Raw genomic sequence first — 25,570 nt, forward strand, 5'->3', positions numbered from 1 at the left:
CCGGCCGGCACCGGCCACGGGCCCGGGGTTTCACACCGTGAGCACGATCTTTCCGCGCAGGTGCCCCTGCTCGCTGATCCGCTGCGCCTCGGCCGCCTCCGCCAGCGGGAGCACCCGGTGCAGCGGCAGCCGCAGGGTGCCCGCCTCGTGCAGGGCGAGCGCGGCCGCCAAGGCGCGCCGGTGGTAGACCTCGCCGTTCTCGGCGCCTCCGCTGAAGCGGACGCCGTACTGCTGCGCGCCCGGGATGTCGGCGATCGTCAGCACCCGCTCCGCGCTGCCCGTCAGCTCGATCGACAGCGGCAGCACCCCGCCCTTCCCGGCGGCGTCCAGCGCCCGGTCCACCCCGCCCGGCGCGGCCGCCCGCACCCGCTCGGCCAGGCCGTCCCCGTACGTCACCGGGATCGCGCCGAGTTCGCGCAGGTGGTCGTGGTTGGCCTCGCTCGCGGTGCCGACCACGGTGATGCCGCGGGCCCGGGCGAACTGCAGCAGTACGGTCCCGACGCCGCCGGCCGCGCCGTGCAGCAGCAGGGTCTCCCCCGGCCGGACGCCGAGGACGGCCAGCGCCCGCTCGCCGGTTTCGGCCGCCAGCGGGATCGCCGCGGCCTCCTCCCAGCTCAGCGTGGCGGGCTTGTGCGCCAGCTGGTCCGCGTCCAGCAGTGCGTGCTCGGCGTAGCCGCCTCCCATCAGGACGCCGAACACCTCGTCGCCGGGCGCGAAGCCGGTCACCTCCGCGCCGACCGTCTCCACCACCCCGGAGAGCTCGTAGCCGGGCACGGCGGGGAAGGTGACCGGGAAGAACCCGGCCAGTTCGCCGCTGCGCAGCTTGTGGTCCAGCGGGTTGACGCCCACCGCGCGGACCGCGACCCGCACCTGGCCGGGGCCCGGGGCGGGCAGCTCGATCTCGATCGGTTGCAGCACGTCCGCGCCGCCGAACCGGGGGAAGGCGATCGCCTTGGTCATGGGAGTCCCTTCGTCCTTGTCCCGTCCGGGAGTTGCCGGGAATCTCCGGAGCGTCAGGAGTTCCGGCCGGGAACCACCGGGGGTCCGTTGTGTTCCGACGGATCCATCCTGCTGCGCCGGGCACACTCCTCCGGCCGGCCGTTCGGACAGTTCGGCCCGGCCGAAGGGAGGGGTGGTCGGTGGTCGCCCACGCCCTAGGGTGGAGGGCATGGACGAGACCTGGCAGGAGCAGTGGGGCCGACCCGAGGACGCGCTGGCGCGGGCCGTCGAGGTGTTGCGCTCCCCCCGGCCCGAGGTGCTGCCCCGGCTGTCGGAGGTGATCGGCGCGCTCGTCCCGCACACGGCGCTCGCCCACCTCAGCGGCATCTGCACCTACTCCCCTACCCACATCCACGGTCCGCGCGGGCTGGCCGAGGGCATCAGCGGCCTGGAGCTGTCCCGGCTGGCCGACCGCGCCGCCGCGACGACGGCGACCGGCCGCCCCTGGCAGGGCGAGGCCGAACTCGCGGGCCGCACCCGGCCGGTGGTGGCGGTCGCGGCCGCACCGGGCGACGGCAAGGGAACGGTCCTGGTGCTGGTCCGGTCGTCCGCCGAGCCGGTCGCCCCCGGCGCGCTGGCCGTCCTCCAGCAGCTGTGCGAGCTGGTGGTCGCCCACACCGACCACCGCGCCACCGACGCCTCGCCCACCCACGCGGCGGTCTCCCGCGCCGCCGCGAACACCCGCGCCCGGGCCATCGCCGAGTTCACCGGCACCCACAGCGCGGCGCTCAGCGCCGTGCTCGCCCCGCTGCGCTCGGCCGACCTGGACGACGCCGCCGCGCGGCGCGCCGCCACCGAGCTCGCCGTCAGCGCCCTGCTCGACCTGCGCCGCGCCGCCGACCTCGACCGCGCCCTCAGCGAGGAGCCGGCCGACGCGGCCTTCGCCCGGCTCGGCCGCGAACTGCGCCCGCTGATGCGGCACACCCGGGTCCGGCTCGACCTCGCGCCCCCGGCGGACGCCACCCGGTCCGTCCCCGCGGACACCGCCCACACCGCCCGGGACGCCGTCCGGGTCGCCGTCATGCTGATGCTGGAACAGGAGAAACCCAGCAGGCTGCACCTGAGTTGGCAGTTCACGGCCGACGGTGAGCTGCGCGCCGTGGTGCGTGATGACGGCCTCGGCCTGCTCGCCGCCGACGCCCTCACCGTCCACCGCACCGCCGAGCGGATCGCCGCCCTGGGCGGCCGCTACGTCGTCGAGTCCGTCCCCGGATGGGGGACGACCGTGACCGTCGACCTGCCGCTCGGCCTGCCCTCACCCGCCGCCACCGACCCCCTCGACGGGCTCCAGCCCCGCGAACTGGAGGTGCTCGACCAGTTGGCACAGGGCGGCCGCAACCGGGACATCGCCGCGGCGCTGCACATCAGCGAGTCCACGGTGAAGTTCCACGTCGCCAACATCCTGGCCAAGCTGGGCGTCAGCTCGCGCGGCCAGGCGGCCGCCCTCGCCCACCGCGCCGGGATGCCCGGCGCCGCGCGGCTGCACGTGGCATCCTGAACCGGTTCCGCCCCTCCCCGCCCCTCGGCCCCAGGAGTTCCGATGCCCCCGCCCACCGCGCCGCGGACCGTCCTCGCGGTGCTGCGGGAGATCGGCTACAGCATCGACAGCCTGGAGGGCGGTGTCACCGCCACCCACCGGCTGGTCACCGACCCGGCCCTCGACGGCGTCACCGGCCGCTACTACGACCGGACGCGCGAAGCCCGGGCCGACCACCAGGCCTACGACCTTCGGGCCCGGGCGGAGCTGTGGGAACGCAGCCTGAAGCTCGTCGACCACGCCGACATCTGAGAGCCGACATGACCGACCGTCCACTCCCGACCACCTGGGACCCGACCGCCCCGGGCGTGCTCCGACTGCCCTCCGGGCGGCTGCTGCGCGGCCGCGGCGTACGCGACCCGCTCCCGCCCGGTCCGTCGCCCGACTTCGGCGTCTACCTGTTGGACCGCGAGCCCCAACCACTGCCCTGGGAGAGCCGCTGGGTCCGTTGGCCCGACTTCCGACTGCCCGCGGACCGCGCGGACGCGGCCGACGCCTTCCGCCAGGCCTGGGAGCGGTGCACCGCCGAACGCGTCGAACTCGCCTGCGCGGGCGGCCGCGGCCGCACCGGCACGGCACTCGCCTGCATCGCGGTGCTCGACGGCGTCCCACCGGACGAGGCGGTCGCGTACGTCCGGGCGCACTACAGCCGGCACGCGGTGGAGACGCCCTGGCAACGGAAGTTCGTGGAGCGGCGGGCCTAGGCGGCACGGGTGGGGATCCGGCTCCGGGTGGGGCCGTGGCCGCCGCGCTGGAGGAGTACGCCCGCCGGGCCGAGCGGCGAGCCGCCGCCCGGCCACCGTTCACTCCTCCGAGTCCTCCGCGAGGACCAGCGCGGCTCCCTTCTCCTCCGGTCGCCAGCCGGCGGCGAGGGCCGCCCGGATCAGGTCGGCGATCAGGGCGGGCTTGACCGGCTCCAACTGGAAGACCTCGCCGATGCGTTCGGGCGGGGCCGTCAGCAGGACCCCGTAGTGCAGCCACGGGTCGTCGAAGCGCCGGGTGGCGACGAGTGGCCGGTACGGGCCGCCGGGGCCGTCGAGCCAGACGCGGACGTCCACGTGGGCGCTGTCGTGGAGGCGGACCACCCAGCGGTAGTCGCGGTCGTCGACGTGGATGCGGCGCGGTGTCCTCGATCTCACCCGGCGACGATACGCCCGCTCCTCAGCCCGTGGTGGGCAGCGCCCGTTCCCTCCGGGCGCGTTCGAACTGCCGGGTCGTCCCGGGGTGGACGACGTGGTGCCGGAACGGCGCGATGAAGCCCGTGTAGAGGCGCCCGAGCCGTCCGTCGCACTCGACCAGGACGGCCATCCGCAGTTCGTGGCGGCCGCCGGGCAGGGGACTGCGGGCCGCCGCGGACCGGCCTCACAGGTCCCAGGGCTGCCCGGCGGCCCAGTCCTCCAGCGTGCGCCATTCGACGGTCGGGTGCTCGGCGTGCAGGGCGGCGGTGTCGATGTCGAGGCCGACTTCCTGGAAGTAGCGGAACATGGCGGCGAGGTCCTCGGAGTAGGCCTCCACGACGGAGAGCGGCACCTCCTGGCAGTGGACCGGCCGGCCACTGGCCGCGGTGATGGCTGCGGCGATCTGTTCGCCGGTGCACCACTGCGAGGCGATGTCGATGCGCTTGCCCGCGTAGGCGTCCGGGTGGACGAGGACGTGGGCGGCGAAGTCGCCGATCGTTTCGGCGGCGATCACCGGGAGGGGGGCGCCGGGCGGCATGGGGAGGTGGAAGACGCCCTCGCGCAGGGACTTCAGGGTCCAGTCGTTGGCGTAGTTGTCCAGGAAGGCGGCCGGGCCGATGACGGTCCAGGTCAGGTCGAGGCCGGCCAGGTGCTGTTCGATGCGCTGTTTGGAGTCGAAGTGCGGGATGCCGGTGGAGCGGTCCGCGTTGGCGGCGGACGTGAACACCACGTGCCGTGCGCCGGTTGCGGCCGCCGCTTCGAGCAGGGCGATGCCCTGACGGAACTCGGTGTCGAGGTCCGTTCCAAACGGGGTGGACATCGCGAACAGGGCGCCGGCACCGTCGAGGGCGGCGGTGAGCGAGTCCGGGTCGTCGAAGTCGGCACGCACCAACTCGGCGCCGAGGGTGGCCAGTTCGCGGGCGGCCGGGGAACCGGTCTCACGCGTGAGGGCGCGGACCGGTCGCCCGGCCCGGAGCAGGGCCCGGGCGGTGGCGCCGCCCTGGGCGCCGGTGGCACCGGTGACGGCGACGGGAAGCCGTGAATTCATCTGTGTCATGCAGTTAATGTAGGAGCGCATCTCTGTGTGACGCAACTTATTTCCGGGGAGCCGGTTACCCTGGCCCCATGACGCCCACCCGCGACGAACTGATGGCCCGGCTCTGGCCGGTCTCGCGCCGCTACCTGGCCTCCTACGTGCTGTTCAACCAGGCCGTCGCCGACCACCTCGGCATGCACCCCACCGACGTCCAGTGCCTCAACCTGCTCACCCTGGAGGACGGCCCGGTCACCACCGGCCGGATCGCCGAGCTGACCGGGCTCACCAGCGGCTCGGCGACCCGGCTGGTCGACCGGCTGGAGAAGGCGGGCCTGGTGACCCGGCAGCGGGACGGGGCGGATCGCCGCCGGGTCCTGGTCGCCGTCCTCCCCGAGGCGCTGACGCGCTTCGGGGAGGTGTGGCGCAGCCTCGGCGGCGACTGGGCGGCGATCTTCGCCGAGGACAGCGAGGACGAACTCGCTTTCCTGCTGCGGCACATGACCCGCACGGTCGAACTCAGCAACCGGCAGATCGCCCGACTGGCCGACAACGACCCCGGGGGCGCCAACGACCTCCGGAGCGAGGACGGGAACGGCCTGACCGAGGACAGGCCTTAGGTCTTCCGCAGATCCGGCGCCGGCACCCCGATCAGCAGCCGCCGCACCGCGTCCCAGGCCACCCGCAGTGCGGCCGCGCAGGCCCGGGTGTCGGAGTCGAGCAGCCGCAGCCAGGCGCCGCTGTCCTGCGGCAGCACGCTGACCCCGTACAGCAGCCCGCGCTCCGCCAGCGCCTCGTGCAGCACGTCGGCGATCCGCGCCGCCGGGGCGAGCGGGCTGAGCACGTACAGGCTGGACATCACGTCGTGCCCGCCGAGTACGGCCGGACCGGCCACGCCGCCGCCGGGGGGCTCCAGCCGTACGGTGTCCAGGGCGACCAGCTCCCCTCCCGGGCGCCGCACTTCGAGGTCGGAGGCGAACACCTGGTAGGCGTTGCGCTCGCCCCGGGCGAGCCGCCCGGCCAGGACGGTCTCGCCGGTCAGGACGGTCGCCCCGGCGTCGACGGTCAGTACGGTGCGCTGGTAGAAGCGAGAGTCGACGAAGGGGATCACGGGCTCGGGCAGGTACTCCACGTAGGCGCCCGGCCCCGCCTCCAGGTTGACCAGTTGGGTCGCGTAGTCGTGCTCCATCCGGTAGACCTTGGTGGCCGCCTGGGTGGTCAGGTGGACGGCCGTGTCGGCGCCGCAGCGGATGTCGGTGCGCAGCCGGTCGGCCTGGAGGATGCCGCCGCCGGTGGACATCAGGAGGGTGACGGCGAGGTCGGGGCGGGCCGGGTCGAAGTAGAGCGGGCGCATGATCTGCAGCGGCGACTTCTGGTAGTGGCCGGTGAGCTCGGTGCGCGCGCCGATCCGCTCGAAGGCCAGTTCCAGCAGCCCGACCTTGCCGGGGCGCCCGACCGCGAGGGTGTCGGGCGTCCCGGCGTACCGGCGGACCTGGTACGGCACGCGGGCCGGCTCGTAGTGCCGGGGGTCGAGCCGGGGCGGGTCGGCGACCGGTGAAGCCGTCACGCCGGAACCTTCCGGAAGGTCTCCAGGAAGGTGGCGATGTCCTCCAGCCCCTCCCCCGTCAGGCAGTTGGTGAGCACCACCGGCCCGCCCTCGCGCACCCGCCGGGCGTCGGACTCCATGATGCCGAGGTCGGCGCGGACGTACTGGGCGATGTCGATCTTGTTGATGACCAGCAGCTCCGACTCGGTGATGCCCGGACCGCGCTTGCGGGGCATCTTCTCGCCCTCGGCCGTGTCGAGGACGAACAGGAAGAGGTCGACCAGCACCGGGCTGAAGGTCAGGGTGAGGTTGTCGCCGCCGGACTCGAACAGCAGTGTGTCGACGTCGGGGAAGCGCTCCAGCATCTCGGCCCCGGCGGCGAGGTTCATGGTCGGGTCGTCCCGTACGGCGGTGTGCGGGCAGGCGCCGGTCTCCACGCCGACCACGCGCTCGGGGTCGAGCACCCCGGCGAGGGTGCGGCGGACGTGCTGGGCGTCCTCCTGGGTGTAGATGTCGTTGGTGATGACCGCCGGGCGGTGGCCGCGCGCGAGCAGCACCGGCACCAGCGCCTCGATCAGCGCCGTCTTGCCGGAGCCGACCGGCCCGCCGATGCCCACCCGGAGCACATTGTCGGTCATGGAACTTCCTTTGTTCGTAGGGGTGTTCAGCTCGCGAACAGCCGGGCCTCGGCCCGCTCGTGCCGCCCGGACATCGCGTCCGCGACCGGCACGCAGCCGCCGAGGTCGGCCGAGTCCCGCACCAGCGCGTCCGCCACCACCTCCCGGATCACCGGGGCGGCGGCCCGCAGCACCACCTGGGCCCTGCGGTGGTCGGTCAGCCGCAGCCGCAGGGCGGCGCCGACGAAGCTGGCGCAGAAGGCGAACAGGTCGCTGGCCACGGCCTGTTCGAGCGGAACGGCGGCCGAGGCGTACGCGACCCCGGCGGCCACCGCCTGACAGCCGGGAGCGCGCCTGTCGGCGACCAGTTCCGCGTACCGTTCCAGCGGCTCGCCGCCCACCGACTCCCGGGCGATGTCCAGGAGTTGGCGCCCGGTGCGGGTGGCGGCGAGCCTCAACTCGCGGTTGAGCTTGGTGGCGTGCAGCCGCTGGTCGGTCTCGACCAGCTGCTCCCAGTCGCCCTCCGACGCGGCCCGGTGGGCCAGCGCCAGGGCGGTCGCGTCGGACGGTCCGACGCTGTGCCGCAGCAGGTCGGCGAGCAGTTCGGGCACGGTGTCGGGGGTGACGGCCCTCGCCTGGGCGTACCCCTCCAGGCCGTGCGAAAGGGTGTAGAAGCCGCTGGGAAACGCGGAGTCGGTCAGCTGGAGGCTGACCAGCAGGGCGTCCAGCCCGTCTCCCGAGGGGCTGCTCACGTGAGGTAGAACAGGTGGTTGAGCGGCAGTTCGCGGGCCGGCTCGATGGTGGCGGGCTCGCCGTCCAGGGTGACCTTGTACGTCTCCGGGTCGACCGCGATCTTCGGCAGGGCGTCGTTGCGCAGCATGTGCTGCTTGCCGACCGAGCGGCAGTGCCGCACCGGCAGCACCCGGCTGTCCAGGCCGAGTCGGGCGGGCACGCCGAGGTCGACGGCGGCCTGGGACATGAAGCTGATCCGGGTGGCCTGCTTGGCCCGCCCGAACGCTCCGTACATCGGGCGGTAGTAGACCGGCTGCGGGGTGGGCAGCGAGGCGTTCGGGTCGCCCATCAGGGCCCAGTTGATGAGGCCGCCCTTGATGACCATCTTGGGCTTGGCGCCGAAGGAGTTGATCGGCCAGAGCACGATGTCCGCCAGCTTGCCGGGCTCCAGCGAGCCGATGTGCTCGGCGGTTCCGGAGGCGACCGCCGGGTTGACGGTGAGCTTGGCGAGGTAGCGCAGCACGCGGAAGTTGTCGTTGCGCTCGCTGTCGCCGGCCAGCTTGCCGCGCTGCTCCTTGCAGTGGTGGGCGGTCTGGAAGGCGCGGGTGAAGGACTCCCCGATCCGGCCCATGGCCTGGGAGTCGGAGGAGAAGATCGAGATGACGCCCTCGTCGTGCAGCACGGTCTCGGCGGCGATGGTCTCGGCGCGCACCCGGGAGTCGGCGAAGGAGACGTCCTCGGGGATGTCGTGGCTGAGGTGGTGGCAGACCATCACCATGTCCAGCAGTTCGTCCACCGAGTTGACGGTGTAGGGCAGGGTCGGGTTGGTGGAGGACGGCAGCACGTTGGGCTCGCCGGCGATCCGCATGATGTCGGGGGCGTGGCCGCCGCCGGCGCCCTCGGTGTGGAAGGTGTGGATGGTGCGGCCGTCGATCGCGGACAGGGTGTCCTCGAAGAACCCGGACTCGTTGAGGGTGTCGGTGTGGATGGCCACCTGCACGTCGTACTCGTCGGCGACGCCGAGCGCACTGTCGATCGCGGCCGGGGTGCTGCCCCAGTCCTCGTGGACCTTGAGACCGCACACGCCCGCCTCGACCTGCTCGCGCAGGGCGCCCGGCAGCGAGCCGTTGCCCTTGCCGAGCAGGCCGACGTTGACCGGGAGGTCCTCGACCGCCTGGTACATCCGGCCGATGTTCCAGGGCCCGGGCGTACAGGTGGTGCCGTTCGTACCGTCGGAGGGGCCGGTGCCGCCACCGATCAGGGTGGTGATGCCGTTGCTCAGCGCCTCCCGCGCCTGCTGCGGGGCGATGAAGTGGATGTGGGTGTCGATGCCGCCGGCGGTGGCGATCAGGTGTTCGCCGGAGATCACCTCGGTGCCGGGCCCGATCACCAGCTTCGGGTGCACCCCGCTCTGGGTGTGCGGGTTGCCGGCCTTGCCGACGGCGGTGATGAAGCCGTCCTTGACGCCGATGTCGCCCTTGACGACGCCGAGCACCGGGTCCATCACGACGACGTTGGTGATGACCAGGTCGAGCGCGCCCTGGACGGCGGTGGCGGCCGGGTCCTGGGCCATGCCGTCGCGGATGCCCTTGCCGCCGCCGTAGACGGCCTCGTCACCGTAGTGGCCCTGGTTGAAGTCCTGCTCGACCTCGACCACCAGGTTGGTGTCGGCGAGGTGGAAGCGGTCGCCGACGGTGGGGCCGAAGAGGTCGGTGTACTGCTTGCGGGGCAGGATGGCCATCAGCGGTCGCCTTCGTTCCGGAAGCCCGCGCGGGGCTCGTCGTCCTTGTGGTCGAGGTTGGTGCCCTTGAAACCGAGGGCGATCGCCCGGTCGATGGCGCGGGCGCGGGTGTCGCGCGCGGTGATGCCGCCGTCCACGAGGTTGCTGAAGCCCACCAGCCGGCGGTGCCCGCCGAACTCGGCGAGCGTGACGTCCTTGCTGTCGCCGGGCTCGAAGCGGACGGCCGTGCCGGCCGGGATGTCGAGGTGCTTGCCGAAGGCGGCGTTGCGGTCGAAGTCGAGGGCCCGGTTGGCCTCGAAGAAGTGGTAGTGGGAACCGACCTGGATCGCCCGGTCGCCCGTGTTGCTGACCGTGATCGTGGCCTTGGCTCGGCCGGCGTTGATCTCCACCGGGTCGTCGCCGTACAGGTATGCGGCGCCACCAGACATGGCTGGCCTTCCTCTCTGCCGGTTCAGTGGGGGGTGTGTGCGGGGGTGTTCACGGGGGTGCTCGCGGGGGTGTGGGAGTGGCTGTGGTTGCTGCTGTGGGGGTGGTGGCCGTGGTGGTGGTCCTCGCCCGGACCGTGGCTGTGGGCGTACCCGTGGCCGTGCTCGGCGTCGAGACCCGCCAGGATGCCGTCCTCACCGTGACCGAGCAGGTGCAGCGCCGCCGACGTACGGGCGGCGATCACCCCGGCGATCGCGGACGGCCGCAGCAGTGGCCCGCCGTCCCGCAGGTCGCCCCTGAGGCCGCGCAGGCCGGCGGGCAGGGCCGGGCCGAAGGAGGCCGGGACGACCGTGATCCGGTCCGCGCCGAGCAGGCGGCAGCGTTCGGCGCCCTCGGCCGGGGCGGGGTCGCCGCCCGCGAAGGCCACCTCGACCAGGCGGTGCCGCCCGTACTGGCGGACCAGGCGGGCGATCCGGAACAGTTCGGCGTCCTCGAAGGGGCCGGCGGCCGGGGCGGTGACGAGTACTGCGTCCCCGCTGCCGGCCGAGACCGCGGCGGCGCGCAGCCAGCCGATCAGGTGCTCGGCCGCGCCGAAGGGCGCGGTGAGCGCGAGCCGTCCGCGGCCCTCGCCGGCGGCGAGCCAGCGCAGGGCGCGGGCGGTGTCGGCGACCAGCTTCGGGTCCCGTCCGAGGGTCATCGGCACGACGCACACCGGCGCGTCGCCGGCCGCCAGGGCCGAGCGGACGGCTTCGGTGAGCGGTCGGCCGGCGGGCGCCGCGGCGTGGACGACCGGCCCGCGCCCGGCGGGCGCTTCCCCGGCGCGGTCGCGGTCGACCAGGGCGGCCAGGTCGCGGCCGCCGCCGCTCTCGTGCCCGCCGGCCAGGACGACCGCCGCAGGCTGGGGTGCGGTCATCGCTCAGGCACCCACCGGGTCGTGGCAGGAGACCAGCTTGGTGCCGTCCAGGAAGGCCGCCTCGACCTGCAGCAGCGGCAGCATCTCGCGCACGCCGGGCATGACGTCCGCGTTGCTCACGGCCTGCTTGCCGATCTCCATGCACTCGGCGACGGTGCGGCCGTCCCGGGCGCCCTCCATGATGGCCTCGCTGATCAGCGCGCAGGCCTCGCTGTAGTTGAGCTTGACGCCGCGGTCGCGGCGTTTGCGGGCCAGATCGGCCACGACGTAGATGTAGAGCTTGTCCATCTCACGCGGGGAGAGGTTCACGGGAACCACTCCTCCTTTCCGGAAAGCCGACGGAATGCAAGTCCGATGAAATTCAGGGCAGTTGGGCGGAGGGATGCCAGGTTCGGGCGCCTTCGGGATCAGACCCGGCGCAGCCGGGGAATCACCGGCACCGCCGCCAGGAACAGCATGGTCGTCAGGACGAAGGGCCACGTGAAGGCGTGGCCGCCGAACGGCGCGGTGATCGCGCCGAGCGCCGGGGTCAGCACGGTCGCGGAGGCCGCACCGAGCGCGGCGTAAGCCGCGCTCCAGCCGCCGGGGGCGACGAACACCCCGCACAGCGCCAGCACCACCAGCACGCCGCTGTAGCCGAGCAACCCCTGCCCCACGGCCTCGGCCGGCGCGCCGAACGCCCAGGCGGTGAGCAGCCCGGTGGCACTGCCGACGCAGGCCATCAGCCCGGCGAGCCGGCCGGCCGCGAACAGGCCGGCCAGGAACAGCAGGCCGACGTACCCCTGGGGCAAGAAGAAGATCTGGCCGATGTTCGCGAAGAACCCGTGCCAGAGCTGTTCCCAGCTCAGCCCGGTCCCCCCGGCGGTCGGCACGGGCAGGGCGGCCGGGCCGGGGCCCTCGTGCCACAGCCGCCGGAACCCGGGCGCCGCGGCCGTGACGGCGGTCGCGACCAGGCAGAACGGCGCGGTCAGGGCGGGCAGCCCCCGCCCCTCCAGCAGCGCCCCGAGCCCAGCGGTCACCACCACGGCGACGGCGGCGCCGAGCACCGCGACCACGACCGTGGCGGGGTGGCCCGGACCGAGGAAGACCGCACACCCGAGCGCCACCAGGCACCCGTTGTACCCGGTCAGCCCGGCCTCGACGGTGTCCCGCCGCAGCCCGAGGCCGTACGCGACGGCGGTGGAGACGGCGCTGCCGAGCAGGCCGTAGAGGCCGTACTGCCGGCCGGCGGCGAACAGTGCGGCGACGAAGAAGAGCCCGCACACGGCGGACGGCATGAAATCGACCTGAGCGACACCGCGCAGGACTTCGACGACTAACTTGACGGATATCGGACGGGCGGCGACGGGAGCCCCTCCCGGGGGCCCTCCCCCTCCCTTTCGTTGACCCATACGGCCCATACGGCGCACCAATTTCCCGGTACGGCCGAAGGGCTCGGGAGATCGCTCGGGAGCCCGTTCGGCGATTCGTGGGGAACCGTACTCCTGCGGATTCCCGAGCGGGATGGGCACCTGGCGTTACGTCAAATCGACCCAGAGCTACGACTGATGCGCTGAGCTGCAACATTCTGTTGAATCAACGGCCGGGCCAAGTGGCCGAAGAGGGCAATTCTTTGCGAAGTTTTACTCGCCGCAGACAAGCGCCGGAATATGTCCAGGCCGAGTAATCCACGACAAATTCCAGCCATCCCGGCAATACGGACACACAAAGCTGCGGGAAAGCTGTGGGGATGCCGTGAGACGCGGGGTCGGTGTGGCGGAAATGTGACTCTTCGGGGTGCGACCGCGCGCGAATGCGCGGGCGGGCTCCACGCCGGTGGTCAGGCTGGTTCGGGGCCTGCGCCGGGGCATCCTCCGGGGGCCGTTCCGGGCGCCGTCCGGCCGAGGTGCCCGAGCAGGAAGCGCTCCGAGGCGGCGCACTCGAACTCGGGCACCGCCAGGTGTCCCCCGGGATTGGCGTGCAGCGTCTTCTGCCGCGAGCCCAGCGCGCCGTACAGGGCCAACGCCGCCTCTCGCGGCTGGAGCTCGTCGTCCCACTGGAGGACGAACTCCACCGGTACGGCCACCCGCCGGGCCGGCTCCGCCAGCGAGGCGTGGCCCGCCAGCCCGAACACTGCGGCCCCGATACGCGGTTCGACCGCCGCGAGCGGGATGCCGATCACCGTCCCGAGCGACAAACCCCAGTACCCGACCGGCCCGAGGCCACCGCCCGTACCGTCCAGGCCCGTGCCGGTTCGGCCCAGGTCCTCCAGTGCGTCCAGCACCGCCCGCCACTCGGGTACGGCCCGCTCCGCGAGCGCGGCCGTGTGCCGCGCCACCCAGGCGCTGATCGGCCGCCCGGCCGCCAACAGCTCCCCGATCTCGGTGGCGAACCGCTCGTCGTGCGCGGTGCGCTCCCGCTCGCCGTGCCCGGGCGCGTCGACCGCCACCGCCGCCCACCCGTACCGCGCCACGCACCGCCGGGCCCGGTCCCGCGGGCCCAGCTTGTGCTGCCCGCCGCCGTGTCCCAGCAGCACCAACGGCCGTCCCCCGAGGGCCGATCCGGCCGGGTGCCAGAGCACGCCGGGCACGCCGTCATGGACGAAGCGGCGCTCCGAGACGCCGTCCGCGCTGGTCTCCGAAGTGAAGTGCACCCACCCATGATGGCGCCCGACACACGTTCGAGTCCGGCCTTTTCGCCGCCTGGCCGATAGTCGCCGAAGCAGCGTCGCCCTCACCCGCCGGGCCGCCCTTCGTGCATCGACCTCGCGGATCCGGCTCCCGCCGAGCCCCAGGGGATCTTCCACCGGTGCTCGGTGGTTCCGGAGCCGGCCGTCCGGGTCTCGCCCGGTCGCCCGCCAACACTCGCACGAGGCGGTACATCAATCACCGCTGCCCAGCACGCCGCCGGCCCGGGAACGGCCATGGGGCCGGGGCGGCCATCGGGGCTACTCCCCGGTCCGCGGCGACGGCTCGCGCAGGAAGTCCGTGAGGAGGGCGGTCACCTCGGCGGGGCGTTCCAGGTTGGGGAGGTGGCCGGCCCAGGGGAGTTCGAGGTGGCGTGCGTTGGGGAGGACGGTGGGGAGTTCGGCGGCGATGTGGCGGAAGTCCGGGAGGTCGTGGGCGCCGGAGATGGCGAGGGTGGGGGCGGTGATGCGGGAGAGGTCGACGTCTTCCTTCTCCGGGCCGCCCGTCGCCTCCAGCTGTACGTCGAAGTTGTGGCGCTGCATCCGGCGGACGAGGTCGCGGGTCCGTTCGTCGGCTTCCGGGCCCAGCCAGGTGCGGACGTTGAGTTCGACGGCGGCCTCGATGTCCCCCGCCTCCAGCAGTTCGTCCTCCTGGGCGCCGAAGGCGAGCAGGGTCCGGGTGGGTTCGTGGCCGGGGCGGCCGGCGCCGAGCAGGGCGAGTGCGGTGACCGCGTGGGGCCGCAGGGCGGCGGCGGTGAGGGCGATGCGGCCGCCGTACGAGGCGCCGATCAGGGCGGTGGTCTCGATGCCGAGGTGGTCGAGGAGGGCGAGTACGTCGGCCGCGGCGCCGTAGGGCCCGTCGGGGAGCGGGGTGTCGCCGAAGCCGCGGAAGTCGCAGCGGACGACGCGGTGGCCGGCGTCGAGGAGGGCCTGCCACTGCGGGTCCCACATCCGCCGGTCGCACACGGAGGAGTGCAGCAGGAGAACAGCCGGTCCGGTACCTGAGTCGTCATGGGAGAGGATCACTCGGCGGATGGTAGCCAGCGGCACCGGTCGGGCGCGAGGCACTTCCGGCCGGGAATCCGATGGCGTGGCCGACTGCCGCGCTCCGAGAATGTCCGGATGCGCGAACTGGAGCTGTCCGACGGAGTGATCACGCTGTCCCCGCTGCGCCCGGAGGACGCGGCGGCCCATCTCGCCGGGGAGGACGAGGCGCTGGTGCGGTGGCTGAGCGGCGGCCCGAGCACCCCGGAGGGCGTCGCGGCGTACTTCCGGCACTGCCGCGAGCAGTGGGAGACGACCGGTCCGCTGCGCGCATTCGGGATCCGTGCGGCCGGGGAGGGCGTCGATGGCGTGGAGGGCGAGTACGGCGTACTGGCGGGGACGGTCGACCTGCGGTTCGAGCACAGCGACCTCGCCCCCGGCCAGGTGAACGTCGCCTACGGCCTCTACCCGTCCTGGCGCGGCCGGGGTCTGGCCACCCGTGCCGTCCTACTGGCCTCCGGGTACGCGGCCCGGGTGGGTGCGCGGGAAGCGGTGATCCGGGTGGAGCCGGAGAACGCCGCTTCCGCCGCGGTGGCCCACCGGGCGGGGTTCCGGCCCGCGGGGCGGGCGCGGGACGAGCACGGCACGCTGCACGACTGGTACCTCCGCGGTCTGGGCCTCCTGGACCGGAAGTAGACGGGGAGTAAGCGCTTCCGGCCCCGTTCGGGCTCTGGGTGGGTGAGGAGGTGCTCATGGGAGAAGCGAAGAGCGCTCGGGACGAGGAGTTCCAGACGTTCGTCGCCGCGGTCTGGCCCCGGCTGGTGCGGACGGCGTTCCTGCTGGCCGGGGAGCAGTACGCGGCGGAGGACCTGGTGCAGTCGACGGCGGAGAAGGCCTGCGCGGCCTGGTCGAAGGTGCGTCGGGCGGACGATCCGTACGCCTACGTGCGGCGGATCCTGGTGAACCAGCACGCCCGCCGTTGGCGCCGTCGGCCGCCGGAGCTGCTGGTGGACGCGGTGCCGGACGCGGCGGGGTCGGAGGACGGCTTCGCCCGCTCGGACCAGCGCGGGGCGTTGCTGGCCGCGCTCGCCACCCTCCCGCCGCGCCAGCGGGAGGCGGTGGTGCTGCGGTACTGGGAGGACCTGAGCGACAGCCAGACGGCGACGGCGATGGGGTGCTCGGCGGGCGCCGTGCGCAGCCACGCGGCGAAGGGCATCGGCCGGTTGCGACAGGTGTCGGCGCTGGTGGAGCTGAAGGACAGGACCGGGATCGGAGGGGCGGTATGAGCATGAACGCGGACGAGGACGCCGACCTGTGGGTCGGGCTGGGCCTGGCCGAGGCGGCGTCGAAGGCGAGGATCGGTCCGCCGCCCGTGGCGGACATCCTGGCGGGCGGCCGGCGGATCCGGCGCCGTCGCCGGACGGTGGTCGGCGCGCTGGCGCTGGCCTCGGTGGTGGTGCTGGCGGGCGGGGCGGTCACCGAGCTGCGCCCGGAGCCGGCCGCTTCCCACTCGCTGGTCCCGGCCGGCGCCGGTCACGGCGCCGGCACCGACGGCCCGCCGACGGCGGCGACGACCGCCACCCCGTCCGACCGGGACCCGTTCACCCCCGTCCGGGTGATGATCGGGGTGGGCACCACGCCCGACGGCAAGGTGTGGAAGGCGTGGCAGGCGCTGTGGCCGACGGCGCCGAGGGAGCGCGCGTACGAGCAGGCGCTGGCGGTCTGGCAGGAGCGCAGCCCGTACGATCCGGCGATCTCGAAGCCGACGAAGGAGTTCGTCGACCAGTACTACGATCCCCGCTCCGATGTCGTCGACACCTACTTCACGGTGGACGGGGTGCGCCTGGGCCACGACGCCGCGGGCACCAGCCCGGCGCCGGGCAAGCTCGACCCCCGCGACAGGACGTACATCGGCGGCGGGCTCCTGGGCGCCCGGGGCAAGGGCGACACCGTGGCCCCGGGAGAGATCGTCGGTCTGACCCTGGGCCCCGACATCGGCCGGGTGAGGGTGACCTGGACGGACGGCACGGTCACCGAGCCACCGGTCATCGGCGTGGGCGACTCGCCGGTGCGCCAGGCGGTGGTGGCCCGGCCGGAGGGCAAGACGGCCAAGCTCTGGGAGTACTTCGACAAGAACGGCAACAAGGTCCCGGACTCCGGAGCGCAGTTCCTGACGCGGTAGTGCGGCCGCTGGCGCGGCACGCAGGACGACGAGCGGGGAGTCGGCGCCGCCGGCTTCCCGTTCCCGCTGCGGCTCCTCACCCGATCCGCTTCTCGAACCAGTGATGGGCGTACGGCTCGTCGTTGACGGCGGGGACTTCCCTAAGCCGGCGGAGTGGTAGAAAGGCCGATCGCGGCGGCGAGGGCCCTGTTGGTGTCGAGGCTCAGGACGGTGCGGGCGTGCTCCACGGCCCTTGCTTCGAGTTCGGCGAGGAGGCGGAGGCAGCGCAGGAGCCTGCTGACGTACCCGGAGTCCGCGCGTCAGCCCAGCAGCAGCTTCGCCGCCAGCTCCGCGCCGTCGGTGCGGATCTCGCCCGCGACGGCCGCCGCACGCGCGCCGACCTCCGGCGTCAGGGCCTGCCCGAGGGCGGCGGACAGCGACCCGACCGTCGGTACCGCCCCCTCGTGGGCGACGCCCATGCCCAGTTCGGCGACGCGCCCGGCCCAGTACGGCTGGTCCACGATCTGCGGCACCACGACCTGCGGGGTGCCCGCCAGCGCGGCCGCGGTGGTGGTGCCCGCGCCGCCGTGGTGGACGACAGCGGCGACCCGCGGGAACAGCGCCTGCTGGTTGACCTCGCCGACGGCGAAGCAGTCGTCCCCGCCGTCGGCCGGCGCCAGTTCCGCCCAGCCCCGGGCGAGTACGACCCGCCGCCCGTGCGCCCGGGCCGCCTCGACGGCGACGCGGGCGGCGTCCGGCGCGCCGCTCAGCGGCATGCTGCCGAAGCCCACGTAGACCGGGGGCTCGCCCGCGTCCAGGAACGCCGACAGCTCGGCGGGCAGCGGGCTCTCGTCCGCCAGCAGCCAGGCGCCGGTCTGCACCACCTCGCGCTCGGCGGGCTGCGGCCAGGGGCCGAGCACCCGGTCGGTCGCCAGCCAGGGGCGGTCGGTGAACACGTGGTCGCGCACGTTGTCCACGGTCGGCAGGCCGACCGACGCCCGGTGGGCGTTGACCTGTTCCCGGAACAGCGCGTTCATGGTCCGGACGTTGTCCTCCCACAGCTCCCGGTTGCCGGTCAGTTCCGGCCGGTACGGCTGGCTCGGGAACTCGAACGGCCGGTGGTGCGGGGAGGGCAGCATGGTCGGCTGGAGCGCGACGTACACGAAGCGGGCGTCCACCGCCTCGGCCGCCGCCTGGGCGCCGGCCACGGCGGGGAAGAACCCGGTGGCCACCACCGCGCCGCCCGGCTCGGCGGCGGCCGCGACCGCCTCGTGGAACCCGGCGACCAGCGCGGCCACCCGCCGGGGGAAGTCCCCCGGCGCCGGAGGCCTACCGTTCACCAGCCCGCGCACCGAGTCCCCGACCGGCACCATCTCGACGCCGACGGCGGCCAGCCGCTGCGCGAACTCCTCGTCCGGCGGCGCGCACACCCGCACCTGCGCGCCGAGTTCCCGCAGCTTCACCGCGAGACCCGCCAGCGGCTGGACGTCGCCGCGCGACCCGTAGGTGGACAGCACCACTCGCATGTCGTCGTTCCTCCCGTTTCCCCCAGGGCCGCCCTGGAGTTGACGATTCTGCGGCACACCCGGGGCCTTGCGGCAAGGGACCCCGTGCGCTATACGTTGGGAGTGGCGGGAAGCGCGTGCGGTCATCCGCGCAGGACGGCCATGACCTCCCCGACCAACTCCCGCGCCCGCTCGACCGTCGAGGACAGCGCCTCCGGCGACTGCCCGGCAGCCCCCAGCATTCGCCCCACGCGTGCACCGAACTCGGCCGGAGCGCCCGGCAGTCGGTCGGCCACCGCCAGTGCGCCCTTCTCGTTGAGGCACCAGCGCCGGTCGCGCGCGTAGAGCGCCTGCACCAGCACGCCCACCGCCCGGGAGAGGCAGAGCGCGACGTACAGGGTGTCGCCCCGGGCCGCGCCCTTCGCCGCGACGCCGACCAGGAACTCCGCCTCCCACGCCCCGCCCGTCAGGGCATCGCGCAGCGGCTCGGGGTACCGGGCGGTCTGCGACCGGAGCGCGCCCAACTCACCTCCGGGGTCGGCGAGCACGCGACCGAGCGCGACCTCGCCGGCGTAGCAGGGCGACCAGAATCCCAGCGGGTGACCGGCTTGCACCCCGACCTCGTACCGGCCGGCCCGGCAGTCCTCCCACACCCGCTCGACCCTGTCGAGGTCCCGCAGGATCCAGTCCACGGCGACCCCGTCGACGCGCAGCCACGCCCCGCCGTTGACCCAGGGCCCCCAGCCGCCCGGGCCGGCCACCTCCACGTCCGGCCCGGCCAGCGCCCGCAGCGCGGCGAGGTCGGGCTCGCCGCGGTAGTAGACGCCGAGGTCCCAGTCCGACTCCGGCCGGTGCTCCCCGCGCGCCCGGCTCCCGCCGAGCATCACGCCCACCACACCCGGTACGTCTGCGAGTCGGGCCGCCATGGCCTCGACGTGTTCGTCGATCGGCTGCATGACGGGAAGTCTGACGGCCGAGCGGGCGCCGGGCCAGCGGATTCGGATCCCGCAGGTGGACGGAGCCGCCGCGGCATCCGTCCGCTGCCCTCCTGGGGCGCGGCCTCGATGTGCAGGCGCATCCCGTCGCCGCCGAACGCCGCGGCCGCCCGCTCCCGCTACTCCGGTCCCGCTCCCCCGGCCAGCCGGGAGGCCAGTTCCTCCGCCAGCCGCGCGGTCCGTCCGCGTCGGCGGCGGGCGAGGGCCAGACCGAGGTAGCGGCGCGGGCCGGGTTCGGCCAGGGGGAGGGCGACCAGTTCCGGGTGCCGGGCCAGGCCGATCCGGGGGATCAGCGCGATGCCGATTCCCGCGCGGACCAGTGACTGGGCGAACTCGTAGTCCGTCGCCGTGCACGAGATCCGCAGGTCGACGCCGGCCAGGTCGGCGTAGCGGGCGAGCTGGCCGGCGGACTTGCGGCAGCCCAGGATCCAGCGCTGGTCGGCGAGTTCGGCCAGGTGCGGCGGTTCGGGCCGGGCCCGGTAGCGGGCAGCGGCGGGGTGGTGACGCGGCAGCACGACCCGTAGCGGGTCCTCGCCGAGCTCCGTCCAGTCCAGTCCGGACCGGTCGCCGGGCCGGGCGGGCGGCGGGCCTTCGAGGTGGTAGGCGAGGGCGAGGTCGGCCCGCCCCTCGCGGACGGCGGGCAGGCTCTCCTCCGGTTCCGCTTCCAGGATGGTCAGTTCCACCTCCGGGTGGTCGGCGGCGAACCCGGCGAGCGCTGCGGGCAGCAGGCGTCGCCCGCCGCTGGCGAAGGTGGCGACGGTCAGGGCGGTCCGCTCGGCGGTCAGACGGGCGATGCGCTGCTGGGTGTCGGTGAGTTCGGCGGCGATCGCGTCCGCGGCCTCGACCAGCAGCCGGCCCGCGTCGGTGAGCGTCACGCCGCGGGTGGAACGCTCCACCACGGGAGCGCCGAGGCCGCGTTCCAGGGCGGCGACCTGCTGGGAGACGGCCGAGGGGGTGCAGTGCAGCGCCAGGGCCGCCTGGTTGAAACTGCCGCAGCGGGAGACTTCCCGCAGCACCGCCAGTCGCTGGACGTCGATCAACAGTTCTCCTAACGATGGACCCACCGACTCGACACTACTGCTGACGTCCGGTCCACGGCAGGCTGACCCCACCGGAAGCGACGGGAAGGGATCAGAAGCGTGGACGTGTGCGTGATCGGCGGGAGCCGCTACTTCGGCAGGCGGGCGGTCGAGGAACTCCGCGACGCGGGCGCGTCGGTGACCGTCGTCAACCGCGGCTCGACCCCCGCCCCGCACGGTGTGACCCACCTGCGCGCCGATCGCGACGACGAGGCCGCACTGCGCGCCGCGCTCGCCGACCGGCACTTCGACGCCGTCATCGACCAGGTCTGCTACACGCCGGTCCAGGCGGCCGTCGCCGCCCGGGTGTTCGCCGACCGCACCCCGCGCTACGTGCTCACCTCCACCGTCGAGGTCTACGCCCACCTCGGACGGCCCGACGGTCCGCCGCTCGCGGAGCAGGCACTCGACCTGTCGGCCGAACCGGTGGACCTGCGACTTCCCTGGAGCGACCGGCAGTTCCTTGCAGGCCACTACGCCGAGGGCAAGCGCCAGGCGGAGGCACTGCTCACCCGGCAGGCGCCCTTCGACCTCGTCACCGTCCGGACGGCGCACGTCCTGGGCGGCGCCGACTTCACCGGACGGCTGGCCCACTACGTGGAACGGATCGGGCGCGGCCTGCCCGTGGCCGTCCACGCCGCGCCGCAGCGCGCCTCCTTCGTCCACGAGGCCGAGATCGCGCACTTCCTGGCCTGGACCGCGACGGCCGACTTCACCGGACCGGTCAACGCGGCCTCGCAAGGTTCGATGGACGTACGGGAGTTGTGCGCGGCCGTGGGGCGGGTGACCGGCACCGAGCCCCGGATGACCGCAGGAGGGGGCGAGCGGCCCTCCCCGTTCTCCTTCGACCGCTGCTACGCGATGGACACCGGGCGGTCGGCCCGCCTGGGCTTCCGTTCCTCCGCCGTCACCGACTGGCTGCCCCGGGCCATCAAGGAGGCCCACGCATGACCGCCGTCCAGGCGACCGCCCTCACCCGTACCATCGGTGGCAGCGCCGTCAGCGCCATCGGCCTCGGCGCGATGCCGCTGTCCGTCGAGGGCCGTCCCGACGAGCAACAGGCGATCGCCACCGTCCACGCCGCCCTGGACGCGGGCGTGACGCTGATCGACACCGCCGACTCCTACCACTGGCACGCGGACGAAGTCGGCCACAACGAGCGTCTGATCGCCCGCGCGCTGGCCGCCTACGGGGGCGGCGCAGGCGGCGTCCTGGTGGCGACCAAGGGCGGTCGGGGGCGCCCCGGCGACGGCAGCTGGACGGTCGACGGCGACCCGCGCCACCTGCGCCGCGCCGCCCAGGCGTCGGCCGCCCGGCTCGGCGTCGGGACGATCGACCTCTACCAGCTGCACAAGCCCGACCCGGCGGTCCCGTTCGCCGAGTCCGTCGGTGCGCTGCGCGACCTGGCCGACGCCGGCACCGTCCGGATGGTCGGCCTGTCCAACGTGGACTGCGAGCAGATCCGCACCGCACGGGAGATCCTCGGCCCGCGCCTGGCCTCTGTGCAGAACCGTTTCTCCCCCGCGCACACCGCCACCCGCGACACCCTCGACCTGTGCACCGAACTCGGCCTCGCCTTCCTCCCCTGGAGCCCGCTCGGCGGCATCTCGCTCAGCGCGGTCGACGACCCGGGCAGCGGCGCACCCGCGACGGACACCGCGTTCCACGCCTTGGCCCGCGCCCGGGGCGTCAGCCCGCAGCAGGTCTGCCTCGCCTGGCACCTGGCGCAGTCCCCGGCCGTCCTGCCGATCCCCGGCGCCCGCCGGCCCGCCTCCATCCGCGACTCGGCCGCGGCGGCGGGACTGGCGCTGTCGGTGGAGGAGCTGGCCGGACTGCGCCTGTAGTAACGACAGGCGTCGCCACTACGGGCGCAGCGACCGAACCCTTGGACGCCGGACCACGTCCTCCACCTCCGCACCTACGCGGGGGAGCACGCGGTCCGGCTCGCCGCCCGGGCAGGCGCGGAGATCATCGGCGAGCCGCACCGGTTCTGGCCCGGCCCTCCGCCCGTGCAGGTGGGATGCCTGCCGTCCGGCAGGCACGGCAGTGATCTGTGAGCAACGTGTGGGCGGCCGCTGGAACCGTGGGCTCCGAGCCGCCCCGCAGGCGGCTCAGCCGTCCTCACCAGCAAGGGAGCCCGTCGCGCCATGTCATCCCCCTCCTCCACCCCGCCCTGGAACGTCCGACGGCTGCCGCGTGCCGACGGCAGCGTCTTCCTGGTCACCGGCGGCAACGCCGGCATCGGGTACTTCGTCGCGGAGCAGCTGTCGGCAACCGGGGCGACCGTCGTGCTCGGCAGCCGGAATCCCGCGAAGGCCGAGGACGCCACGGCTTCGATCCGTGCGCACGTCCCCGGTGCACGGGTGCGCGCCGTACGGATGGACCTCGCCGACCTGTCGTCACTGCGGACGGTCGCGGACTCGCTGGGGGTGGACCGCCTGGACGCGGTCGTCCACAACGCCGGCGTGGCGCTCGACGACCCGCCGCGCCAGGAGACCGAGGACGGCCACGAGATCATGTTCGGCACGAACCACCTCGGGCACTTCGCGCTCACCCACTGGCTGACGCCGCTGCTGTCCGCCGCCCCGGCGGCCCGCGTCATCACCACGGGCAGCTTCGCGGCGAAATCCGAGCGCCTCGACCTGGAGGACCTGCAGTCCCGGAAGGACTACCGGCCCAAGCGCACCTACGGACGCTCCAAGCTGGCGCAGATGCACTTCGGCCTCGAACTCGACCGCCGCCTCCGCGCGGCCGGCAGCACCGTGGCGAGCGTGGTGGTCCACCCCGGCGGCGCACTGGACTCCCTCACCCCCTCACGGCCACCGGTCCACGACCGGACCGCCGCCGCGCGACTGAGCGCCGCACCCGCGGCCCTCCTCGTCCAGGGCAAGCACGCCGGGGCCTGGCCCGCCGTCCGGGCGGTGCTCGACCCGGCCGTACGCGGAGGCCAGCTGTGGGGACCACGCGCCTTCGGCCTGCGCGGCGAGCCCCACCGCGAGCCGGTGTGGACCCACCTGACCGACACCGCCGTAGCGGCCCGCCTGTGGGACGCCAGCCGCGAGCTGACCGGCGTCGACCCGGGTGCGCTCCTCGGATAGTCCACCCGCGGCCCCGGCCCCGCGGGACCCTGGCAGTCGGCCTCTTGCCGCCGCGGGCCGAGGAGTGGGAAGTCGACCGGGCCGACTTCCCACTCCCACCGCTCCCGGGCACCCGCCGACCCACCTCCGCACGCCAGTGGACGGACGGGCCGGCGTCACCGTTGATCCGCCTGTTGGGCAGTGACTACACCCGCAGTGACTACACCCGCAGTAACTACATCCGCAGTGAAGAGTCCATCCCCGTCGCGGAATCGGCCGCGCGGCGACGGCGGTGGTCATGCACGGTGAGGATGCCGAGCGGCGGCTGCCACTGCCGCCGAGTAGGTTGCGAGCGGCGAAGTACCGCTGGACGGCGGCGGGTTCCGGACGACGGAGGTAGGGCACGGTGGCGACGTACGTACTGATCCACGGCGCGGCGGCCGAGGACCCGCTGTCCTTCTACCTCCACGACACCCCGGCGGCCCTCGCCACCGAACTGCTGGCCGGGCACCAACGCGCCCAGGCCGCCGCCCCGTTCGGCCGGCCGTGGCCGCTGCCCGCCTGGCCGGAGGTGCCGACCAGGGCCCTGCTGTCCGCCGGCGACCGGTTCTTCCCCGTGGAGTTCATGCGGCGCGTGACGGCCGAGCGGCTCGGCTTCCAGCCGGACGAGATGCCCGGCGACCACATGCCGATGCTCGGCCACCCGAAGGAGCTGGCCGAGCGGCTGGAGGCCTACCGCACCGCACTGTAGTCGCGGCGGGCGACGGCGGGAGGAGTGGGCCCGCTGACGGCAGCGGCCCCGACCCCGGTCCGCCGCCACCGAGCGGCGGGCCGACGGCGTGGAACCGTCAAGACGACGTCGCGGCCCGGTCGGACTCGCTGCGCAGCACGCAGAACTCGTTGCCCTCCGGATCGGCGAGCACGGCCCAGCCCGAGCCGTCGGGGTTCCGCAGGTCACTGACCATCGCGGCCCCGAGCCCCAGCAGCCGTTCCACCTCCTCCTCCCGCGAGGTCGCCGGCCGCAGACACAGGTGGACCCGGTTCTTGACCGTCTTCGGCTCCGGCACCTGACTGAAGTACAGGACCGGTCCCTCCCTCAGCACCACCGCGACCTCGCGGTCGCCCGGTTTGTCCTCAGGGCCCAGCGGACGGCCGGTCACCCGACTCCAGAACCGGGCCAGCCCATAGGCGTCCGCACAGTCGATCGCCACGTTCTGCACTACCGAGACCATGCGCCCGAGCCTTCCCGATTTCCCCTCCGAGCGCCACCACGGGTCTCCCACTCCGCCGGCCGGTCGTCGAATTCCGGGGCGAGCGGCTCCTCCGCCGGTTCCGCGATCCGGGTCAGCAGTTCGCGGGAGTGTCCCCGGAACGGCACGGGGCAGGGCTCCGGGAGTGTCCGGTGGCCCTGCCCCTCGCGATCCGCTTGCCGCGGGCGTCAGTTCATGAAGGTGACGTCCCAGTGGCTGCCCTCGTTGGCGTAGATGTTGCCGGAGGGGGCGGTCCACAGGTCGGCGCCGTCACCGCGGGTACCGCTGTGGGTGAAGGTGCCGTGGATGTAGTCGGTGAGGCAGCTCATCATGCCGAAGTCCAGCTTGTAGCCGTTGCCGTGGCTGTAGGTGCCGCTGGCGTGGCCGGTCTCGGTGCCGCCGGTGATGTTCAGCGGGCAGCTGCCGACCGCGTGCTTCAGGTTGACGGCGCCGTCGACCGTGGCGCGGCGCAGGCCGTCGAAGGAGGTGCAGCTGCTGTTGGTGCGGTCGGAGCAGTTGCCCGAGGAGGACCAGGTGATCCCGGCGGACGAGAGCATCGAGGCGGCCTGCGACTGGCTCAGGGTGTCGCCACCGGAGCCGCCGGAGCCACCGGTGCTGCCACCGCCGCCGAGCAGCGCACCCCAGGTGGCCGGGCCGACGATGCCGTCGACCGGGTTCAGGCCGGCGGACTGCTGGAAGTTGCGCACCTTGGAGTCGGTGCCGGGACCGAAGGCACCGTCCACGGCCAGGCCGGCGCCGTGGGCGTTCAGCTGGACCTGGAGCGCCTTGACGGCGTCGCCGTTGTCGCCGTTGCGGACGGTGACGATCAGCTTGGACCAGGTGTCGGGGCCGACGACGCCGTCCACCGGGTTCAGGCCGGCGGACTGCTGGAAGCTCTTGACCTTGTCCTCGGTGCCGGGGCCGAAGGCACCGTCGACGCCGGTCGCGAAGCCGCGGGCGGACAACAGGTACTGGACCGTGGTCACGTTGTCGCCGCGGTCGCCGTTGCGGACGGTCGGCCAGCTCGCGGCCTGGGCCGCGGGGGCGACGAGCACGGCCGCGAGCAGCGCGGCGAACATCGCGGCGACGAGGGCCGGGATGCGTTTCATGACGGGTTCCTCACTGGGACTGG

The 25,570-nt window shown here is 73.9% G+C and carries 30 protein-coding genes and 2 pseudogenes; 11 read left to right on the top strand and 21 right to left on the bottom strand.

What is annotated here, in order from left to right:
- Positions 1 to 30 precede the first annotated feature (30 nt).
- The gene (locus ACH4J0_RS07495; RefSeq protein ID WP_396237189.1) at positions 31 to 960 is read right to left on the bottom strand and encodes an NADP-dependent oxidoreductase; all 930 of its coding nucleotides are present in this window, start codon (positions 958 to 960) and stop codon (positions 31 to 33) included.
- 208 nt (positions 961 to 1,168) lie between these two features.
- On the opposite strand from ACH4J0_RS07495, the gene ACH4J0_RS07500 reads away from it, so the two are divergent.
- From ACH4J0_RS07500 to ACH4J0_RS07510, 3 genes are read left to right on the top strand one after another with little or no spacing between them, the layout of a single operon-like run.
- Entirely contained in the window at positions 1,169 to 2,497 is a 1,329-nt protein-coding gene (locus ACH4J0_RS07500; protein WP_396237191.1) for a LuxR C-terminal-related transcriptional regulator, read from the top strand.
- 42 nt (positions 2,498 to 2,539) lie between these two features.
- Positions 2,540 to 2,788, top strand: a complete 249-nt coding sequence (locus tag ACH4J0_RS07505; RefSeq protein ID WP_396237193.1) for a hypothetical protein — start codon at positions 2,540 to 2,542, stop codon at positions 2,786 to 2,788.
- A gap of 8 nt (positions 2,789 to 2,796) precedes the next feature.
- Positions 2,797 to 3,240: a protein phosphatase gene (locus ACH4J0_RS07510; protein WP_396237195.1), complete on the top strand. Its 444-nt coding sequence runs from the start codon at positions 2,797 to 2,799 to the stop codon at positions 3,238 to 3,240.
- Between the two features lie 99 nt (positions 3,241 to 3,339).
- On the opposite strand, the gene ACH4J0_RS07515 is transcribed toward ACH4J0_RS07510, so the two are convergent.
- The 3 genes from ACH4J0_RS07515 to ACH4J0_RS07525 are packed head-to-tail and all read right to left on the bottom strand — an operon-like array spanning position 3,340 to position 4,771.
- Entirely contained in the window at positions 3,340 to 3,675 is a 336-nt protein-coding gene (locus tag ACH4J0_RS07515) for a hypothetical protein (RefSeq protein ID WP_396237197.1), read from the bottom strand.
- 22 nt (positions 3,676 to 3,697) lie between these two features.
- A complete protein-coding gene (locus tag ACH4J0_RS07520; RefSeq protein ID WP_396237493.1) occupies positions 3,698 to 3,871 on the bottom strand; it encodes a DUF2867 domain-containing protein in 174 nt (57 codons plus the stop codon).
- Positions 3,872 to 3,898: 27 nt separating this feature from the next.
- On the bottom strand, positions 3,899 to 4,771 hold the full coding sequence (locus tag ACH4J0_RS07525; protein WP_396237199.1) for an NmrA/HSCARG family protein: 873 nt from the start codon (positions 4,769 to 4,771) through the stop codon (positions 3,899 to 3,901).
- A 68-nt stretch (positions 4,772 to 4,839) separates the two neighbouring features.
- Between ACH4J0_RS07525 and ACH4J0_RS07530 the strand changes: the two genes are divergently transcribed.
- On the top strand, positions 4,840 to 5,367 hold the full coding sequence (locus ACH4J0_RS07530) for a MarR family winged helix-turn-helix transcriptional regulator (RefSeq protein WP_396237201.1): 528 nt from the start codon (positions 4,840 to 4,842) through the stop codon (positions 5,365 to 5,367).
- Here the strand turns inward: ACH4J0_RS07530 and ACH4J0_RS07535 are convergent.
- The 10 genes from ACH4J0_RS07535 to ACH4J0_RS07580 all read right to left on the bottom strand — a co-directional run bounded on the left by ACH4J0_RS07535 (position 5,364) and on the right by ACH4J0_RS07580 (position 14,413).
- Positions 5,364 to 6,314: an urease accessory protein UreD gene (locus ACH4J0_RS07535; RefSeq protein ID WP_396237203.1), complete on the bottom strand. Its 951-nt coding sequence runs from the start codon at positions 6,312 to 6,314 to the stop codon at positions 5,364 to 5,366. The two genes, ACH4J0_RS07530 and ACH4J0_RS07535, sit on opposite strands and share 4 nt — an antisense overlap.
- Positions 6,311 to 6,931 (bottom strand): urease accessory protein UreG, encoded by a 621-nt coding sequence (gene ureG, locus ACH4J0_RS07540; RefSeq protein ID WP_396237205.1) that lies wholly within the window; start codon positions 6,929 to 6,931, stop codon positions 6,311 to 6,313. The genes ACH4J0_RS07535 and ureG overlap by 4 nt, the downstream gene beginning before the upstream one ends.
- 26 nt (positions 6,932 to 6,957) lie before the next feature.
- Complete coding sequence (locus tag ACH4J0_RS07545) at positions 6,958 to 7,662, bottom strand: urease accessory protein UreF (RefSeq protein WP_396237207.1); 705 nt, start codon at positions 7,660 to 7,662, stop codon at positions 6,958 to 6,960.
- Complete coding sequence (gene ureC / locus ACH4J0_RS07550; RefSeq protein ID WP_396237209.1) at positions 7,659 to 9,383, bottom strand: urease subunit alpha; 1,725 nt, start codon at positions 9,381 to 9,383, stop codon at positions 7,659 to 7,661. The genes ACH4J0_RS07545 and ureC overlap by 4 nt, the downstream gene beginning before the upstream one ends.
- Positions 9,383 to 9,811, bottom strand: a complete 429-nt coding sequence (locus ACH4J0_RS07555; RefSeq protein ID WP_396237211.1) for an urease subunit beta — start codon at positions 9,809 to 9,811, stop codon at positions 9,383 to 9,385. Before ACH4J0_RS07555 ends, ureC begins: the two co-directional genes overlap by 1 nt.
- 23 nt (positions 9,812 to 9,834) lie before the next feature.
- Entirely contained in the window at positions 9,835 to 10,722 is an 888-nt protein-coding gene (locus tag ACH4J0_RS07560) for a sirohydrochlorin chelatase (protein ID WP_396237213.1), read from the bottom strand.
- Between the two features lie 3 nt (positions 10,723 to 10,725).
- Positions 10,726 to 11,031: an urease subunit gamma gene (locus ACH4J0_RS07565; protein WP_396237215.1), complete on the bottom strand. Its 306-nt coding sequence runs from the start codon at positions 11,029 to 11,031 to the stop codon at positions 10,726 to 10,728.
- A gap of 98 nt (positions 11,032 to 11,129) precedes the next feature.
- The gene (locus tag ACH4J0_RS07570) at positions 11,130 to 12,122 is read right to left on the bottom strand and encodes an urea transporter (RefSeq protein WP_396237495.1); all 993 of its coding nucleotides are present in this window, start codon (positions 12,120 to 12,122) and stop codon (positions 11,130 to 11,132) included.
- 419 nt (positions 12,123 to 12,541) lie between these two features.
- Complete coding sequence (locus tag ACH4J0_RS07575) at positions 12,542 to 13,354, bottom strand: alpha/beta hydrolase (protein ID WP_396237217.1); 813 nt, start codon at positions 13,352 to 13,354, stop codon at positions 12,542 to 12,544.
- Positions 13,355 to 13,648: 294 nt separating this feature from the next.
- Positions 13,649 to 14,413, bottom strand: coding sequence for an alpha/beta fold hydrolase (locus ACH4J0_RS07580; RefSeq protein ID WP_396237219.1), 765 nt, complete (start codon positions 14,411 to 14,413; stop codon positions 13,649 to 13,651).
- A gap of 96 nt (positions 14,414 to 14,509) precedes the next feature.
- Here ACH4J0_RS07580 and ACH4J0_RS07585 point away from each other — a divergent pair, with 96 nt between their 5' ends.
- Genes ACH4J0_RS07585 through ACH4J0_RS07595 form a run of 3 tightly spaced genes read left to right on the top strand, consistent with a single transcriptional unit; the run spans position 14,510 to position 16,553 of the window.
- Entirely contained in the window at positions 14,510 to 15,067 is a 558-nt protein-coding gene (locus ACH4J0_RS07585) for a GNAT family N-acetyltransferase (protein ID WP_396237221.1), read from the top strand.
- A 56-nt stretch (positions 15,068 to 15,123) separates the two neighbouring features.
- Positions 15,124 to 15,657 carry a SigE family RNA polymerase sigma factor gene (locus ACH4J0_RS07590; RefSeq protein WP_396237223.1) on the top strand — a complete coding sequence of 178 codons (534 nt, stop codon included), beginning with the start codon at positions 15,124 to 15,126 and terminating at the stop codon, positions 15,655 to 15,657.
- A complete protein-coding gene (locus ACH4J0_RS07595; protein WP_396237225.1) occupies positions 15,654 to 16,553 on the top strand; it encodes a hypothetical protein in 900 nt (299 codons plus the stop codon). Before ACH4J0_RS07590 ends, ACH4J0_RS07595 begins: the two co-directional genes overlap by 4 nt.
- A gap of 76 nt (positions 16,554 to 16,629) precedes the next feature.
- On the opposite strand, the pseudogene ACH4J0_RS07600 reads toward ACH4J0_RS07595, so the two are convergent.
- The 4 genes and pseudogenes from ACH4J0_RS07600 to ACH4J0_RS07615 all read right to left on the bottom strand — a co-directional run.
- Positions 16,630 to 16,810: pseudogene (locus ACH4J0_RS07600) on the bottom strand (MarR family transcriptional regulator); the annotation flags it as partial.
- A gap of 42 nt (positions 16,811 to 16,852) precedes the next feature.
- Positions 16,853 to 18,058 (bottom strand): glycosyltransferase, encoded by a 1,206-nt coding sequence (locus ACH4J0_RS07605; RefSeq protein WP_396237227.1) that lies wholly within the window; start codon positions 18,056 to 18,058, stop codon positions 16,853 to 16,855.
- Between the two features lie 122 nt (positions 18,059 to 18,180).
- On the bottom strand, positions 18,181 to 18,993 hold the full coding sequence (locus ACH4J0_RS07610) for a nucleotidyltransferase domain-containing protein (RefSeq protein WP_396237229.1): 813 nt from the start codon (positions 18,991 to 18,993) through the stop codon (positions 18,181 to 18,183).
- Positions 18,994 to 19,151: 158 nt separating this feature from the next.
- Entirely contained in the window at positions 19,152 to 20,072 is a 921-nt protein-coding gene (locus tag ACH4J0_RS07615) for a LysR family transcriptional regulator (RefSeq protein ID WP_396237231.1), read from the bottom strand.
- Positions 20,073 to 20,171: 99 nt separating this feature from the next.
- Between ACH4J0_RS07615 and ACH4J0_RS07620 the strand changes: the two genes are divergently transcribed.
- From ACH4J0_RS07620 to ACH4J0_RS07635, 4 genes are all read left to right on the top strand, one after another.
- Positions 20,172 to 21,062, top strand: coding sequence for an NAD-dependent epimerase/dehydratase family protein (locus ACH4J0_RS07620; RefSeq protein ID WP_396237233.1), 891 nt, complete (start codon positions 20,172 to 20,174; stop codon positions 21,060 to 21,062).
- On the top strand, positions 21,059 to 21,955 hold the full coding sequence (locus ACH4J0_RS07625; RefSeq protein WP_396237235.1) for an aldo/keto reductase: 897 nt from the start codon (positions 21,059 to 21,061) through the stop codon (positions 21,953 to 21,955). The genes ACH4J0_RS07620 and ACH4J0_RS07625 overlap by 4 nt, the downstream gene beginning before the upstream one ends.
- Positions 21,956 to 22,258: 303 nt before the next feature.
- A complete protein-coding gene (locus ACH4J0_RS07630) occupies positions 22,259 to 23,209 on the top strand; it encodes an SDR family NAD(P)-dependent oxidoreductase (protein ID WP_396237237.1) in 951 nt (316 codons plus the stop codon).
- A gap of 385 nt (positions 23,210 to 23,594) precedes the next feature.
- Complete coding sequence (locus tag ACH4J0_RS07635) at positions 23,595 to 23,939, top strand: hypothetical protein (RefSeq protein WP_396237239.1); 345 nt, start codon at positions 23,595 to 23,597, stop codon at positions 23,937 to 23,939.
- 97 nt (positions 23,940 to 24,036) lie between these two features.
- Here ACH4J0_RS07635 and ACH4J0_RS07640 read toward each other — a convergent pair whose 3' ends face one another.
- From ACH4J0_RS07640 to ACH4J0_RS07650, 3 genes and pseudogenes are all read right to left on the bottom strand, one after another.
- Complete coding sequence (locus ACH4J0_RS07640) at positions 24,037 to 24,420, bottom strand: VOC family protein (RefSeq protein ID WP_396237241.1); 384 nt, start codon at positions 24,418 to 24,420, stop codon at positions 24,037 to 24,039.
- A 206-nt stretch (positions 24,421 to 24,626) separates the two neighbouring features.
- The gene (locus ACH4J0_RS07645; RefSeq protein ID WP_396237497.1) at positions 24,627 to 25,304 is read right to left on the bottom strand and encodes a peptidoglycan-binding protein; all 678 of its coding nucleotides are present in this window, start codon (positions 25,302 to 25,304) and stop codon (positions 24,627 to 24,629) included.
- Positions 25,278 to 25,547: pseudogene (locus ACH4J0_RS07650) on the bottom strand (peptidoglycan-binding protein); the annotation flags it as partial. The gene ACH4J0_RS07645 and the pseudogene ACH4J0_RS07650, both read right to left, overlap by 27 nt.
- Positions 25,548 to 25,570: the final 23 nt, after the last annotated feature.

Origin of the sequence: Kitasatospora sp. NPDC017646, assembly GCF_044329365.1 — a bacterium.
In the GTDB taxonomy this organism is placed as follows: Bacteria; Actinomycetota; Actinomycetes; order Streptomycetales; family Streptomycetaceae; genus Kitasatospora.

Excerpts from the sequence above, each read along its gene's own strand:
- ACH4J0_RS07525 (WP_396237199.1), bottom strand. The coding sequence starts at position 4,771 with ATGACACAGATGAATTCACGGCTTCCCGTCGCCGTCACCGGTGCCACC.
- ACH4J0_RS07640 (WP_396237241.1), bottom strand. The coding sequence starts at position 24,420 with ATGGTCTCGGTAGTGCAGAACGTGGCGATCGACTGTGCGGACGCCTAT.
- ACH4J0_RS07605 (WP_396237227.1), bottom strand. The coding sequence starts at position 18,058 with ATGCGAGTGGTGCTGTCCACCTACGGGTCGCGCGGCGACGTCCAGCCG.
- ACH4J0_RS07500 (WP_396237191.1), top strand. The coding sequence starts at position 1,169 with ATGGACGAGACCTGGCAGGAGCAGTGGGGCCGACCCGAGGACGCGCTG.
- ACH4J0_RS07625 (WP_396237235.1), top strand. The coding sequence starts at position 21,059 with ATGACCGCCGTCCAGGCGACCGCCCTCACCCGTACCATCGGTGGCAGC.
- ACH4J0_RS07560 (WP_396237213.1), bottom strand. The coding sequence starts at position 10,722 with ATGACCGCACCCCAGCCTGCGGCGGTCGTCCTGGCCGGCGGGCACGAG.
- ACH4J0_RS07585 (WP_396237221.1), top strand. The coding sequence starts at position 14,510 with ATGCGCGAACTGGAGCTGTCCGACGGAGTGATCACGCTGTCCCCGCTG.
- ACH4J0_RS07570 (WP_396237495.1), bottom strand. The coding sequence starts at position 12,122 with ATGGGCCGTATGGGTCAACGAAAGGGAGGGGGAGGGCCCCCGGGAGGG.
- ACH4J0_RS07610 (WP_396237229.1), bottom strand. The coding sequence starts at position 18,993 with ATGCAGCCGATCGACGAACACGTCGAGGCCATGGCGGCCCGACTCGCA.
- ACH4J0_RS07495 (WP_396237189.1), bottom strand. The coding sequence starts at position 960 with ATGACCAAGGCGATCGCCTTCCCCCGGTTCGGCGGCGCGGACGTGCTG.
- ACH4J0_RS07505 (WP_396237193.1), top strand. The coding sequence starts at position 2,540 with ATGCCCCCGCCCACCGCGCCGCGGACCGTCCTCGCGGTGCTGCGGGAG.
- ureG (WP_396237205.1), bottom strand. The coding sequence starts at position 6,931 with ATGACCGACAATGTGCTCCGGGTGGGCATCGGCGGGCCGGTCGGCTCC.
- ACH4J0_RS07510 (WP_396237195.1), top strand. The coding sequence starts at position 2,797 with ATGACCGACCGTCCACTCCCGACCACCTGGGACCCGACCGCCCCGGGC.
- ureC (WP_396237209.1), bottom strand. The coding sequence starts at position 9,383 with ATGGCCATCCTGCCCCGCAAGCAGTACACCGACCTCTTCGGCCCCACC.
- ACH4J0_RS07530 (WP_396237201.1), top strand. The coding sequence starts at position 4,840 with ATGACGCCCACCCGCGACGAACTGATGGCCCGGCTCTGGCCGGTCTCG.
- ACH4J0_RS07590 (WP_396237223.1), top strand. The coding sequence starts at position 15,124 with ATGGGAGAAGCGAAGAGCGCTCGGGACGAGGAGTTCCAGACGTTCGTC.
- ACH4J0_RS07555 (WP_396237211.1), bottom strand. The coding sequence starts at position 9,811 with ATGTCTGGTGGCGCCGCATACCTGTACGGCGACGACCCGGTGGAGATC.
- ACH4J0_RS07630 (WP_396237237.1), top strand. The coding sequence starts at position 22,259 with ATGTCATCCCCCTCCTCCACCCCGCCCTGGAACGTCCGACGGCTGCCG.
- ACH4J0_RS07595 (WP_396237225.1), top strand. The coding sequence starts at position 15,654 with ATGAGCATGAACGCGGACGAGGACGCCGACCTGTGGGTCGGGCTGGGC.